General features: G+C 66.7%; 12 protein-coding genes. 6 read left to right on the top strand and 6 right to left on the bottom strand.

Annotated elements, in window-relative coordinates; genetic code table 11:
• On the bottom strand, positions 1-790 hold a 790-nt coding region (locus I55_RS07355), incomplete at its 3' end, for a pentapeptide repeat-containing protein (protein ID WP_252181061.1).
• A 211-nt stretch (positions 791-1,001) separates the two neighbouring features.
• On the opposite strand from I55_RS07355, the gene phoU reads away from it, so the two are divergent.
• Both phoU and I55_RS07345 read left to right on the top strand, forming a co-directional pair.
• A complete protein-coding gene (gene phoU / locus I55_RS07350; RefSeq protein ID WP_044559853.1) occupies positions 1,002-1,715 on the top strand; it encodes a phosphate signaling complex protein PhoU in 714 nt (237 codons plus the stop codon).
• A gap of 140 nt (positions 1,716-1,855) precedes the next feature.
• Positions 1,856-2,899 (top strand): hypothetical protein, encoded by a 1,044-nt coding sequence (locus tag I55_RS07345; RefSeq protein ID WP_044559852.1) that lies wholly within the window; start codon positions 1,856-1,858, stop codon positions 2,897-2,899.
• A gap of 103 nt (positions 2,900-3,002) precedes the next feature.
• Here I55_RS07345 and I55_RS07340 read toward each other — a convergent pair whose 3' ends face one another.
• A complete protein-coding gene (locus I55_RS07340) occupies positions 3,003-4,403 on the bottom strand; it encodes a DNA recombination protein RmuC (RefSeq protein ID WP_044559851.1) in 1,401 nt (466 codons plus the stop codon).
• Positions 4,404-4,568: 165 nt separating this feature from the next.
• Between I55_RS07340 and I55_RS07335 the strand changes: the two genes are divergently transcribed.
• Both I55_RS07335 and I55_RS07330 read left to right on the top strand, forming a co-directional pair.
• Positions 4,569-4,748, top strand: coding sequence for a hypothetical protein (locus I55_RS07335; RefSeq protein WP_044559850.1), 180 nt, complete (start codon positions 4,569-4,571; stop codon positions 4,746-4,748).
• Positions 4,745-5,041 carry a hypothetical protein gene (locus tag I55_RS07330; protein ID WP_148293614.1) on the top strand — a complete coding sequence of 99 codons (297 nt, stop codon included), beginning with the start codon at positions 4,745-4,747 and terminating at the stop codon, positions 5,039-5,041. The genes I55_RS07335 and I55_RS07330 overlap by 4 nt, the downstream gene beginning before the upstream one ends.
• Before the next feature lie 60 nt (positions 5,042-5,101).
• Here the strand turns inward: I55_RS07330 and I55_RS07325 are convergent, their stop codons facing one another.
• The 3 genes from I55_RS07325 to I55_RS07315 all read right to left on the bottom strand — a co-directional run bounded on the left by I55_RS07325 (position 5,102) and on the right by I55_RS07315 (position 10,901).
• On the bottom strand, positions 5,102-6,931 hold the full coding sequence (locus I55_RS07325; RefSeq protein WP_252181060.1) for a DUF885 family protein: 1,830 nt from the start codon (positions 6,929-6,931) through the stop codon (positions 5,102-5,104).
• A complete protein-coding gene (locus tag I55_RS07320; RefSeq protein WP_049973916.1) occupies positions 6,931-9,378 on the bottom strand; it encodes a glycoside hydrolase family 127 protein in 2,448 nt (815 codons plus the stop codon). Before I55_RS07320 ends, I55_RS07325 begins: the two co-directional genes overlap by 1 nt.
• 221 nt (positions 9,379-9,599) lie before the next feature.
• Positions 9,600-10,901 carry an FAD-binding oxidoreductase gene (locus tag I55_RS07315; protein ID WP_083900918.1) on the bottom strand — a complete coding sequence of 434 codons (1,302 nt, stop codon included), beginning with the start codon at positions 10,899-10,901 and terminating at the stop codon, positions 9,600-9,602.
• Between the two features lie 97 nt (positions 10,902-10,998).
• Between I55_RS07315 and I55_RS07310 the strand changes: the two genes are divergently transcribed.
• Both I55_RS07310 and I55_RS07305 read left to right on the top strand, forming a co-directional pair.
• Positions 10,999-11,901: a dihydrodipicolinate synthase family protein gene (locus I55_RS07310; protein WP_044559848.1), complete on the top strand. Its 903-nt coding sequence runs from the start codon at positions 10,999-11,001 to the stop codon at positions 11,899-11,901.
• A 172-nt stretch (positions 11,902-12,073) separates the two neighbouring features.
• On the top strand, positions 12,074-13,120 hold the full coding sequence (locus tag I55_RS07305) for a 4-hydroxyproline epimerase (RefSeq protein ID WP_044559847.1): 1,047 nt from the start codon (positions 12,074-12,076) through the stop codon (positions 13,118-13,120).
• A gap of 115 nt (positions 13,121-13,235) precedes the next feature.
• Here I55_RS07305 and I55_RS35765 read toward each other — a convergent pair whose 3' ends face one another.
• On the bottom strand, positions 13,236-13,775 hold the full coding sequence (locus I55_RS35765; RefSeq protein WP_148293613.1) for a hypothetical protein: 540 nt from the start codon (positions 13,773-13,775) through the stop codon (positions 13,236-13,238).
• Between the last annotated feature and the right edge of the window lie 202 nt (positions 13,776-13,977).

Below are 13,977 nucleotides of genomic sequence, written 5' to 3'. Positions count from 1 at the left end.
TTGCTGACGATCCAGGTACGATGGGCGTTCCAGCGCGTTCTGATCTTCTGCGAGAATTTTCCGAGCCGCGGGCCAGGTTGGCGCCGGTGGTGTCCACGCCGGTCAGGTCCACGCCTTCCAGGTTGGCGCCTGTCAGGTCGGCGTTGACCAGGATGGCGCCGGCCAGCGTGGCGCCGGTCAGGCGGCATTCCTTCAGCGACGCGCCGGTCAGGTTGGCACCGGTCAGGTTGACGCCGCGCATGTCGCAGCCGGTGAAATTCGCCTGGCGCAGGATGGACTTGGCCATGTTGCAGCCGGACAACTGCGCGCCGGAGCAGTCGGTCCCCACCATGCTGGTTTCGCTGAGGTCGGCGCCTGCCAGGTTGGCGCTGGACAGCAGCGCGTCGTCCATGTCGGCACCGCGCAGGTCGGACTGCTGCATGCTGACCTGGCCGGGCCCCCGGCGATCCAGCAAGGCGCCACCGCGCAGGTCGGCTTCCCGCAGGACGGCGCCCTTGAGCCGGGCGCCGCGCAGGTGGGCGCCGCGCAGGTCGGCGCGGTAGAGGTTGGCGTTGATCAGCACGGCACGGGTCAGCTTGGCGGCGAACAGGTCGGCCATGCTGAGGTTGGCGGTGGAGAAGTCGCAGCCCGTCAGATTGGCGCCGGACAGCTTGGCCGATTGCAGGTTCATGCCGACGAAGCTGGCGCCTTGCAAGTCCACCAGGGGCAGCATGGCCCGCGCGCCACCGGTCTTGCGCTTCAGCCAGCGATCATGCTTCTCCAGGACGGCGATCAATTCGTGCGGTGTCATGCCCCGGCTGGGCCTCTTGGTGGCATTGTCAGAAATTGTGACGCAGTCTGTATTTCTTTTGGACTGGTTACAACTGAACATCCTACTCTTTTGCTAAGAAAACATTGACGGTGGCGGCGCAAGGGCCAAGCTTGGCAAGTCCTGCGGCCTGTCCGCCCCCGGGATCGTCCCCGAGGGACGTCACCGATGATCAGTCAAGGAACGAGAGCTTATGTCGACCGGCCATATCGTGGCGTCCTATGACGGGGAACTGGCCCAACTGCACCGCGCCATCACGGATATGGGACGCTTGGCCTCCACCCAGCTTGGCCGCGCGCTGAAGGCGACGCTGGACCGGGACGGCGACCTGGCGGCGTCCGTGATGGCGGACGACGCCCGGATCGACATGCTGGAGCAGCAGATCGAAAACCAAACGCTCAAGCTGCTGGCGCTACGGGCCCCCGTGGGCCGCGACCTGCGCGAGGTGGTGGCGGCGCTCAAGATTTCCAACAACCTGGAGCGCATCGGCGATTTCGCCGCCAACGTGGCCAAGCGCTCCCTGGCCCTGAACCAGATGCCGGAGGTGGAGCTGACCCGCTCGCTACGCCGCATTGGCGAGGCGGCGAACGACATGCTGACCCGGGTGGTGACGGCCTACGCCGACGGCGACGCCGCGGCCGCGCTGGCCGTGCGCGACGCGGACAGCGAGGTTGACCTGGCCTATACCGCACTGTTCCGCGAATTGCTGACCTATATGATGGAATCGCCCCAGCGTATCACCGCCTGCACCCACCTGATGTTCGCGGCCAAGAATCTGGAGCGCATCGGCGACCACGCCACCAACATCGCGGAGACGCTGTGCTTCCAGATCCTGGGCCAAGCCCCGGACGCGGAACGCGCCAAGGGCGATGACACCGCGCTGACCATCGTCACGCCGTCGGCGTAAGGTTCCGTCAGCGGGAATGGCATGGCCGGGCGGAGCCTGAGGGTGACCAAAAGCCGGCACGCGGTTTGCTTTACTGGTCTGCAGGGGGCTGCCCGGTGGCGGCCCCGTGGTCAATCGAGCCGCCAGAGATGAACCGCCCCATGGTCCGCGCCGCATATCGGTCCCGCCGTCCCCTCCATCTCCGCGCCCTGCCCCTGGCGCTCGGCGGCCTGCTGCTGACTGGCGGTCTGGTGTCCGGCTGCGCGGAACGCCCGGTGGCGGCCAGCTTCATGACCCGGCCGCAGTACAAGATGGAGACGGTGGCCCACTGGACACTGGTGGCCAACGACGTCGCCTCGGCAGTTTCCGCCTATCTGCAGGAGCAGACGGGGCAAAAACCGCCGGTGCAGGTCTATCTGACCCGGCACAGTGACACCACCTTCGCCGACGCGTTCCAGCAGGCGTTGACCACCGCCTTCGTCCAGAACGGCCATGCCGTGGCCATGGAGCCCAAGCCCGACGTGGTGATGGTGTCCATCGACGCCAACGCCATCGCCCATCCCAAGTTCGCCAACGCCAACCGCAGCGTGCCCGGCCCGCTGACCGCCATCGGCGCCGGCGTGGCCGTGGGCAAATTCATGCTGGACGCCGTGCCCTGGGGAATCACCGCCGCCGCCGCCGGCCTGGCGCTGGACGCCGGCCGCGCCACGGTGGACGAGACATCCACCGAACTGGTGCTGACCGCCTCCATCAGCCGGGCCTCGTCCGTCGTCGCGTCCGGCGGGGCGCTCAGCACCACGGCGGTCAGGAAGGCGCAGACGACCGCCAGCACCACCAGGTCAAGGCCACGGCCACGGTCGTTCAGACGACGCGTCAGGCGGGCGAGGATCAACGGCATGGGCTGGGTTCCGGTGGCCGCCGGAGGACGTTCCGGCACTGCTGGTACGGACCAATTGCCGCAACCTTGCGCTTTAAAAATCGATGGCCTGGAAAAAAGGCGGCCGCGTCGCCTGAGGGTGCCCAGACTGAAATCCTCAAAAACCGACGCGGCCGCCCGGCGGGGGGCTCTGGGAGAACAACCCCCTTACTCCGCAGCCTATGAGGAGGCGTGGCGCCGTCCCGAGGCCATAAGCGCAATCCCGTCCCTGACACTTTTTTCGAACCGGGGAACTTCGGGCGCGCCGCCACAACCCCCGGTCGATTGAGCTTGATGGTCACAGGATCAGACAACGCTGTCAAGACTGAATCCATGAGGACTTCACGGCACTACCCAAACCTGTCGAGACAGGCCTTGTCAGATGCCAGGATTCAGGTGAGGGACAGCGTGGCACCGGTGTCCAGCGCCGCCGCCTTGTCCTCCAGCCCATCCTCCCGCAGGTCGACGGGGATGGCCTTGGAGGTCTTGGCGCCCATGTCCTTCAGCTGCTCCACCTGGCGCACCAGGTTGCCGGTGCCGGTGCTGAGCTTGGTCATCGCGCCGCCGTAGCTTTTCTGCACGCGGTCCAGCTGGGTGCCCAGGCTGCGCATGTCCTCCAGGAAGCCGACGAACTTGTCGTACAGCTTGCCGGCACGGTCGGCGATGGCCTCGGCGTTGCGGTTGCGGCGTTCCACCTGCCAGACGTTGGCGACGGTGCGCAACGCCACCATCAGGGTGGTGGGCGTGGCGATGGCCACGTTCATGTCGGCGGCATAGGCGGTCAGCGCCGGGTCCTCCTGCACCGCCACGGCCAAGGCGCCCTCGATGGGCACGAACATCAGCACATAGTCCAGGCCGCTGCCCACGGCGCCGGTGTAGTCCTTGGAGCCCAGGGTCTTGATGTGGCTGCGCAGGGACACGACGTGCCGGGCCAACGCCGCCATGCGCGCCACCTCGTCCTCCGCGTTCACGTGCGCCTCGAACGCCGTCAGCGACACCTTGGCGTCGATCACCACCCGTTGGCCGCCCGGCAGGTTGACCACCACGTCGGGGCGCAGGCGGCCGCCGTCCGCGTCGGTGCGGCTCTCCTGGGTCACATACTCCTCGCCCTCGCGCAGGCCGGAGCGTTCCAGGATGGTGGACAGGATCATCTCGCCCCAGGCGCCCTGGGTCTGGGCCTTGCCCTTCAGCGCCTGGGTCAGGTTGTGCGTCTCGCTGGTCATGCGGGCGCTGGTGTCGGTCAGCTGGCGGATCTGCTGGGCCAGCGCCGCCCGGTCCTTGGCGCTTTCGGTGTGGGCCAGTTGCAGTCCCTGCTGGAACTCCACCATGCGGTCGCGCAACGGAGCCAGCAGGCCGTCCAGCTGGGTGCGGTTCTGCTTGGCGAAGGTCTCGCCATGGCGGGTCATGACCTCGTCGGCCAGGACCCTGAACTCCTTGGCCATGGTCTCGCGCGCCTGGGTCAGCAGCAGCATCTTCTCCTCCGCCTGCTTCAGCTCGCGCACCAGCGCCTCCTTCGAGGCCGCCAGCGCCTGGCTGAGGCGGGCGCCCTCCTCCCGCAGCGCCGCCAGGTCGCGTTCCAGCAGCGGCACCCGGGAGGCCCGTTCCCCCTCCACCGCCAGGCGGCGGTCGACATCGGCCTTCGCCTCCCGCAGGGCGGCCAGGTCGGCCTCCAGCAGGGCCAGCCGCTCGGCCTGCTCCGCACGGGCGCCGCCCCCCGCCACCCGCGCCGCCACCAGGGCCACGACCAGCGCCGCGACGAAACCGAGGGCCAATGAAGCGAGATCCAGGGGCATGGGACGGCGTCCTGCTCAAGAAGATGGGGTATCGGAGTGATACACCCACATCCGTTTGAGCGAAAGGCTTCTCAAGAACAAAACGAGGACACGCGCCCCCACCTTCTCGACAACGGTGCCCTCCGATGTCATCCTATCCACATGACAGACCATGACCCGACCAGGTTGACCATTGACGATTGGACCACCGCCCTCAACCGCAGCGATGCGGATATCGAGGCGGGCCATATCGTGTCGGGCGAAACCGTCATGGCGGACCTTCGTGCCGGCATCGCCCGGATGAAGGCCAAGCGGCGCGAGACGCCCGCCCGGGGGCCGACCCGGGGAGGGGCCGCTTCGCATTGATTCCGTTCAGTCGCGAAGCCAGGCGGCATGTCCTCGCCCTTCGTCGACATTATGAAGCCCTGGATCGTTTTGAGGCGGTCGTGAACCTGATGGCCGCGCTGCAGGAAGCGTCGGACACCATTGAGCGCGCCCCTGAGGGCGGCTTGCCTGCCCCCCGCGCCTACCCGCAGCTTGCCCGGCCAGGACTGGCGTGGATGAAGGCAGGGCGCTACTGGATCGCATACCGGATAAACCCATACCCGGTCATCGCCGCCGTCTTCTATGAAGCCGCCGACATTCCCCGACGGCTGTAGGTACGGCGTTCGGAACCGAGCGTGTTGCTGCTTGAATGCGCTCGGTTCCGACCCGTTGGCTTACTGCGCCGGATAGGGACTCTTGCCGCCTTCGGCGATGAAGCGGTCGATGCGGGCCTCCAGCACCGGCAGCGGCACGCCGCCCAGCTTCAGCACGGTGTCGTGGAAGTTGCGCAGGTCGAACTTCGCGCCCAGTTCCTTCTCCGCCTTGGCGCGGGCCTTCAGGATGGCCATTTCGCCCAGATAGTAGGACAGCGCCTGGCCCGGCCAGGCGATGTAGCGGTCCACCTCCGTCTCGATCTCATGATCGGCCAGGGCGGTGTTGTCGTGCAGGTACTGTTGCGCCTGTTCCCGCGTCCAGCCCTTGGAGTGGATGCCGGTGTCCACCACCAGGCGGGCCGCACGCCACATCTGGTAGCTCAGCATGCCGAAGCGCTCATACGGCGTCTCGTACATGCCCATCTCCTCACCCAGCTTCTCGCAGTAGAGGGCCCAGCCTTCGCCGTAGGCGGAGATGTAGACCTTCTGCCGGAACTCCGGCTGATCCTTCTGTTCCGCCGCGATGGGCATCTGGAAGGCGTGGCCGGGGGCCGATTCATGCAAGGTCAGGGCCGGCAGGGAATAGAGGGCGCGGGCCGGCAGGTTGTAGGTGTTGACAAGGTAGACGCCCGGACCGCCCCGGCCGGAGGTGTAGAAGGGGGCTATGTCCGCCGGCACCGGGATGATGGCGAAGCGCTGGCGCGGGAGGTAGCCGAAATACTGGTCGGCCTTGCCGTCGAACTTCTTGGCGATCCACGCCGCCCGCATCAGCAGTTCCTCGGGCGTCTTGGCGTAGAACTGGGGATCGGTGCGCAGGAACTTGAGGAAGGCGGGGAAGTCACCCTGGAACTTCACCTCCTTCATCACGTCCAGCATCTGGGCGTGGATCTTGGCGACCTCCTCCAGGCCGATCTTGTGGATCTGGTCCGCCGTCAGGTCGACGGTGGCGAATTCCTTGATCTTGGACTGGTAGTAGGCCTTGCCGTCGGGCAGCGTCTCTGCCGCCAGTTCGGTGCGGGCGCCGGGGATGTATTCCTCGCGCATGAACTTCAGCAGGGTCTGATGCGCCGGCACCACCGACTTGGTGATGGCGGCCACGGCGGCCGCGCGCAACTCCGCCTGGGTCGCCGCCGGGATGCTGTCCGGCATCGTCTTGAAGGGGGTGTAGTAGACGTTGTCTTCCGGCGTCTTGGCCTCGACCACGTTCACGATGCCGCTGTCGCGGCCGGTCAGCGTCACCTTGGGCGGGGTGAAGCCGCGCTTCAGGCCGGCGCGCATGTTCACGATCTGCTCGTTGAAGTAACGGGGCATATCGTTCATCTGACCGATGAAGGCCTTGTACTCGGCCGTGGTATGGAAGGCCTTGCGCGCCCCGCCGGCCATGTTGGACCAGAAGGAACTGTCGGCGTTCAGCGGCTTCTCATAGTCCTTGAACTTCTGGCTGTTCAGCAGCACCGCCACCTGGTCGCGGTAGATGCCGAAGTCCACCTTGGCCTCCGGCGACAGGTCGGCCTGGGGAACGGCGTCCAGTTCCTTCATGACGCCTTCCCAGACCTTCTGGCGCTTTTCCTGGGTGGCGAGGTCGACCTTGGGCAGGTGGTTGGCGGCCGTGTCGGTGCTGTCCTCGTCGTCTTCGCCCTTGAATTCCTCCTGCCGCCACTTCCATTCCTTGGTGTAGATGGCCTTGAACTGGGCGTCGGCCTTGCCCCCCACCGGATTGGCGGTCGCCGCATGGGCCATGCCGGCGACGGGAGCGGTCGCGGTGATCTGGCCCCCCGTAATCTGGTCCAGGGTCAGGACGCCGGCGAAAAGGGCGGTGCCCACGAGCAAGCGTGCGGTAAGGCGGTTCATCAAATGGGCGCTCCCTGAGAGGCTGACGCTGCGACGACACGGCAGCCGAAGACCGGCCCCGCGGAATAGCCGGTTTCCGGCTCGAAACGGACGACGACGCTGGACTTGCCCGCCGTCAGGTTGGCGGGGATGGGGTATTCCACATCAAAGAACTCACCCGGCCGCTCCGCGTCCAGCTTTTGCGTGGCGATGCGGGTACCGTCGACCAGGATGTGGAACCAGCGCCTGCGCTCATCGCCCCAGTAGGTGGCCTGCAGCACCAGGGCGCCGGGCCGGACCTTGGCCTTGAACTCGAAAAAGCCGCCAGTGCGAGCGTCACGCCCATTCCGGCCCCGGTAGGTCACAGGGTAGGAGATCTTGGCCTCCAGCCCATGATCGCGTTCCGGCTGCATCTCGCCCAGGTGCATGACATCGACGGAACGCGCCTGGATGTCGCGCTGGCGGGCCGCCTCCTGCGCCAGGGCCGCCTCGGCCGTCTTCCACTGCGCCTCGGTGTAGCGCTTGAAATAGACGGCGGTGCGCCGGGTGTACTGCTGGTAGAAGGGCTTGAAGTCCATGTCGCCCGGCCGGCCGATGCCGGTGGTGCGCCACACCAGGGCATCGGGCGTGGCCCGTTGGAAACCGTCCAGGACGGAAGCCGCGACCAGGGCCGGAGCCGGGCCCTGGAAAGCCTCCGCCACCGGGGTGGGTTGAGGCGAGCCGGTGGGCGCCTCGCTCTTGGGCGCGGGGCCCAGGTCGGCCGCCAGCACCAGCGGCCCGTGCAGGAAGGCCACGGTGTCGGCGTCGTCGTTGGTCGATTCCAGGCGCAACGCCATGGGCAGGCGCAGGGCGACGGCGTCCCCGGCCTTCCACTCCCGCCGCACGACGGCGTAGCCATCCCGCACCTGCGGATCCTGGGGCTTGCCGTTCACCGCAAGGGTGGCGCCAGTGCACCAGGCCGGGATGCGGAAGCTGATGGCAAACGCCGCCGGGCGCTTCAGCGCCTTCAGCGTCAGCAGCACCGTCTCTTGCTCCGGATAGCGGGTGTCCAGTTCCACACCGCCCCGCGTTTCNGCCCAGTGAGGGTGGGAGGGGATGTAGAGGTTGACGGCCAAATCCTCCCCACCCCCCTTACCCGCGTTGTGCCGCCAGTAGATGCTCTCGCCATGCTTGGCATGGCTTTCCATGCCACTGCCGACGCAGCACCAGAAATCCTCGGTGGGCGTGGAATATTCGCGCGCCGAGCCGGACATCAGCGGCGTCATGTAGGTGAACATGCCGGTGGCCGGGTTCTGCTGCGCCAGCACGTGGTTCAGGTGCGCGCGCTCATAGAAATCGAAGTAGTGCGCGTCGGCCTGGCGGGCGTACAGCAGGCGGGTCAGCTTCAGCATGTTATAGCTGTTGCAGCCCTCGCACGTCTGCTCGGTGATGTGGCGGGAGATGCTGCGCGGTTCCTGGAAATACTCCCGGTCCGCGTTGCCGCCGATGACGTAGGAATGGTTGGCGGTGACCGTCTGCCAGAAGAAGGCGGAGGCCTTGGCGTGGCGTTCCGACCCCGTCAGCTCCGCCAGGCGGGCCAGGCCGATCAGCTTGGGGATCTGGGTGTTGGCGTGGATGTTGGCCAGGTCGTCCCGGCCTTCCGACAGGGGCACCAGCACCTTGGCGTGGTACAGCCGCTCCGCCAGCTTCAGCCAGCGGCGGTCGCCGGTGCGGGCATACAGTTCGGCGAAGCTCTCGTTGATGCCGCCGTGCTCGCAGTCCAGCACCTTCTGGACCTGGTCGTCGTTCAGGTGGCTGAACACCTCGTCGATGTAGCCACCCAGCCTGACGGCCACGTCCAGGGCCTGGGTGTTGCCGCACAGGGTCTGGGCGTCGAACAGGCCGGCGTAGAGCTTGTGCCAGTTATAGAGGGGGACCCAGCAGCCGTTGAGGTCGAACCCGGCGGAGCGGATGTCGCCGCGCCGCAACTCATCGAACACGACCTTGCCGTCCTCGACGATGTCGCCGCGCTTGCGGGTGAAGCCGGCGACGTACCCGTCGCCCTGGGCCTTCTGGCATTCCGCCAGCTCCGCCACGATGTAGTCCACACGCCGCGCGCACTCCGCGTCACCGGTCTGGGCGTGCATGAGGGACAGCGCGCTGAGGTAATGGCCCAGGGTGTGGCCGGCGATGGTGTCAGCCTCCCACCCGCCGTAGACGGCGCCCTTGGGCTGAAGGCCGGCGCCGGCGCGGAAGTTATGCAGCAGCCGGTCGGGTTCCAGGCTGTGCAGGTAGCGGGCGTTGGCATCCACCGCCGCCTTGAAGGGTGAGGGCTTCAGCCGCACGGCCGACAGGGGGAAGGCTTCGGCGGTGCCGGCATTGAGCGGCGGCACCAGCGGGGCGGCCATGGCCGGCACGGCCATCAGGGCGGCGGCCGAGGCGGCGCCGCGCAGGACGGTGCGCCGCGACGGCGCACTGAAATTCGTCATGGGGTTGTCTCCCAGCTCACGCGCCATCACCATGCCCCTGTGTTTTTGGATTTGTTTTCGCGATCAGATGGGGACGCCCCGGCATAAACGCCATGGGCCGACGGCGATGCGGCCGACGGAGCAAAGGGACCCAACTGCCAAGCTGGTTTGGGATATCGTATACGATCTTGCATTTTAAAGAACTACGCCTCCGGTCATAGGACGGAAGTAAGGGCGAACGGTCAGGAAAAGCGGTCCAGCGCCATGGCCGGATCGGGCAGCGCCCGACCGGCGACGATGTCGGCCATGCGGCGCGCGCTGACGGCGGCCAGGGTCAGGCCCAGATGCTGGTGGCCGCAGGCGGCATAGAGGCCGGGATGGCGGCGGCTGGCGTCCAGCATGGGCAGATAGTCGGGCAGGCTGGGACGGCAGCCGGTCCACTCGCTGCTCTCCGCCCCCGGCCGCATCAGGCCGATGTCGCGCAGGTGATGGCGCAGCAGGGCCGGACGGCGCGGATCGGGCGCGTCCTCGGGGCCGCTGAAATCGGTGAAGCTGGTGGCGCGCAGGCCCATGGTCATGGGCGTCACGATGATGGTGCGATCCTCGAACACCACCGGGCGATCAAGGCCCGAGTCGCCCGGCACCACCACGTGATAGCCCCGCTCGGCGATCAGCGGCACGCGATAACCCAGCGGTTCCAGTAGGGCGCCCGAGTCGACGCCCATGGCCACCAGCACGGCGTCGGCGTTCAGCACCCCGCCGGGATGGCGCAACCGCCAACCCGCGCCGCCCGACTCCAGCGCCTGGCCCGTTTCCAACGCTTCGACTGCTACCCTCTCCACCCGACCGCCGCGCGCCACAAAGGCGGCGACCAGATCCTGGGTCAGGCCGAAGGGATCGTTGACGTGGCCGGTGCCGGTATAGGTCATGCCGCCGGTGACACGGGTGCGCAGCACGTCGGGCAGGTCCGGCCAGTCCGTCGCGTTCGGCCCCCAATTGGTGACGGGCACGCCCAGCGTCTGGGCGGCGGCCACGGACGCCGCGATGGCGGCCCCCGGCGCGGCACCTTCCCAGACGCTGTGGTGGCCGCGCGTCTGGAAGCGGCCTTCGGCGCCGGTGCCGACCAGCAGGGTGCGCCAATCCTGGACCACGGTTTCGATCAGGCCGGACAGCACCTTGGTGCCGTGGGCGTGATTCGCGGGCAGGCAGGCCGCCAGGAAGTCCCGCGCCCAGCCGCGCGCCAGGATGGGGAGCGCCCCCTTGCGGATGCCCAGCGGTCCCTTGCGGTTCAGCAGCAGGCCGGGAACCCGGCGCAACGTGGCGAAGGAAGCCAGCGGCAGCAGCTGTTCGGTCGCGATGTGACCGGCATTGCCATAGGAACAGCCACGGCCCGGTTCATCCTTGTCTATAAGGATGACATCATGCCCGTCGCGCACCAAAGTCAGGGCCGTGGCGGCCCCCACGACACCGGCGCCCACCACCGCGATGGTGCCCGATCCTGGCCGGAACGGCATGGGTGGGTTGCTGGCATCGGCGGCGGGCATGTGCGGAGTCCCTTGATTGGATACAATATCCCATTATACTATCCATCGGAGCGCTTCCCGACAAGCGCGGATGCGGAATCGTGAAAGGTTTTGAGAGATGTCCCTGCCCAACTGGCGCGGTGTGTTCCCTGCGGTGACCACGCAGTTCAACGAAGACCTCAGCATCAACCTGGCGGAAACGCAGCGGGTGATCGACGGCCTGATCCGCGACGGCGTGCACGGCCTGATCATCATGGGCACGGTGGGCGAAAACAACTCGCTGGAACCTGATGAGAAGCGCAAGGTCCTGGCCGCCGCCAAGGAAGTGACCGCCGGCCGCGTGCCCGTGATCACCGGCGTGTCGGAGCTGACCACGCCGCGCGCCGCCGCCTATGCCCGGGACGCCGCCGAGATCGGCGCCGACGGCCTGATGCTGCTGCCGGCCATGGTGTACGTGCCGACCGAGGAAGAGCTGTTCCGCCACTTCGCGACCGTGGCCGCCGCCTCGCCCCTGCCCATCATGCTGTACAACAACCCGCCAGCCTACCGCGTGGACATCAGCGTGGCCCTGCTGCAGCGCCTGGCGGACATCCCGACCATCGTCGCCCTGAAGGAATCGGCCCCCGACACCCGCCGCTTCACCGACCTGGCCAACGCCATCGATGAGACCAAGCTGATGCTGATGGCCGGCCTGGACGACGTGGCCCTGGAAGGCCTGCTGCTGGGCGCCAAGGGCTGGATCTCCGGCCTGACCAACGCCTTCCCCAAGGAGTCGGTGGCCCTGTACGACGCCGTCGTCGCCGGCGACCTGGCCAAGGCCCGCGCCATCTACCGCTGGTTCCTGCCGCTGCTGCACCTGGATGCCCGCCACGACCTGGTGCAGAGCATCAAGTTGGCCGAGCAGGTGATGGGCCGTGGGTCGGAGCGCGTGCGTCCGCCGCGCTACATCCTGGAAGGCCAGACCCGCGCCGACGTGATCGCCATGGTCGAAAAGGCCGCCGCGACCCGTCCGAGTCTCTGACGCTCCCTCAGGCGCCGGGCGCGGCCATCCGGCCGCTTGGCTTGTCCTCGCTGCGCCCTTCGGTGCTCGCTCCGGCGCCCGCCGTCGCGGGCTAGCGAAGTTGGATCTGGGGAACCAGGTCCAGCTTCGCGAGTATGTTCGTCTTCACTCGTCTGCCTCAAGGCCTGATCCCATGACCACCGCCCCCAGCGTTCCGACCGGCGATCCCGTGCTGCCCACCGGCCGTCAGACTTTCGCCTGCATCGACGGGCACACCTGCGGCAACCCGGTGCGGCTGGTCATGGGCGGCCACCCGCCCCTGGTGGGGGCCACCATGAGCGAGAAGCGCCAGGATTTCCTGTCGCGCTTCGACTGGATCCGCACGGCGCTGTGCTTCGAGCCGCGCGGCCACGACATGATGTCGGGTGGCTTCGTCTACCCGCCGTGCAGTCCGGAGGCCGACGCCTCCATCCTGTTCATCGAGACCTCGGGCTGCCTGCCCATGTGCGGCCACGGCACCATCGGCATGGTGACCTTCGCCCTGGAACACGGCCTGATCCGCCCGCGCACCCCCGGTAAGCTGGTACTGGACGTGCCCGCCGGCGAGATCGGCGTCGAGTATGAGATGGCGGCCGGCAAGGTGAACTGGGTGCGGCTGTTCAACATCGACAGCTTCCTCCACACCCGGGGCGTCACCATCGAGGTGCCGGAACTGGGTCCCATCACCCTGGACATCAGCTACGGCGGCAACTTCTACGGCATCATCGAACCGCAAGGTGCCTATACCGGCATCGATGACCTGGGCAGCCAGAAGATCATCCACTTCAGCGGCCTGGTGCGCCAGCTGGTGCGGGAGAAGATCACCCCCATCCATCCGCTGGACAGCACCATCCGGGGCCTGAGCCATGTGATGTGGGTGGACAAACCCAAGCATCCGGAGGCCCACGGCCGCAACGCCGTGTTTTATGGCGACCGCGCCATCGACCGGTCCCCCTGCGGCACCGGCACCTCCGCCCGCATGGCCCACTTGGCCGCCCAGGGCAAGCTGAGCGTCGGCCAGAGCTTCGTGCATGAGAGCATCATCGGCAGCCTGTTCGAAGGCCGCGTGGAAAGCGCCGGCAGGCTGGGTGACTTCCCCAGCATCCGCCCGTCCATCAAGGGCTGGGCGGTGCAGACCGGCCTCAACACCATTTACGTCGACCCCACCCAGGATCCGTTCTGGCGTGGCTTCCAGGTCTAAGAGGTCAGACCTGGGTTTCCTCCCAAGGCACATCCTTGAAAGGGCCGATCCTCGCGGATCGGCCCTTCTTTTATGCGCCGCTCAAGAGGGCAACAACCTATCAGCACCGCAGACGCTACTCGCAAGCCGCAATCCCAATCTTGTTCACACTGCGGAACGCATAGTCTTCAAAATCGGAGACTGCGCGCCCTTTCTTAAAGTAGATTCCGAAATTAATAGGCGCTTCCGCCCTCGTATAAATCCCCACAACACCACGGGAATCGGCGTACTGGAAAATGTACTCGGGATAATCCGGAAATATTATCCATGAATACTCATGAATAATACCAACAAACTGCGGATGGATTTTCAGCCGCTCTTGATTGGCCCTAGGCATCCACCCAGCACATTTCCTGGGAAGGGAAAATCCGAAATTATGCCCGTCCGAAAAACAGACCTGAAACTCGTCACCACAATCGTCAAGCTTTCTCACTTTCCCCAAAGGGTCTCGCCACTCCCCTTTGAAAAGGGACACATGCAGGGTGCGGCCATCGGCAGACCGGTACATACCCGGCTCGGGCAGCGCCGCTACGGTCGTTCGCATGCCGACGCAAGCCGTCACCGCCGCCAGGGCGTATAGCCAAAGCCGGGCACGGATCGATAAATTTCGGCGCATGCATGAGACTCAAAGTACCGCTGCCGCATCATGCATCTTTCCGGCTTTACCGAACAGGCTTCAGGGCCAAAAATGCGTCGACGCGGTAACAACCACACCCTGGAAAGGGCCCGCCTGCCCAGGGTGTGGGGTCCAGCACCTCAGTGATGCACGCCGAACGGATTGTCAACGTCCGTTGGCGGGGTGGTGAACCACGGGGGCC

The organism is Azospirillum sp. B4, from assembly GCF_000333275.1.
Taxonomy (GTDB): domain Bacteria; phylum Pseudomonadota; class Alphaproteobacteria; order Azospirillales; family Azospirillaceae; genus Nitrospirillum.
This window is presented reverse-complemented; position numbering and strand designations above follow the sequence as displayed.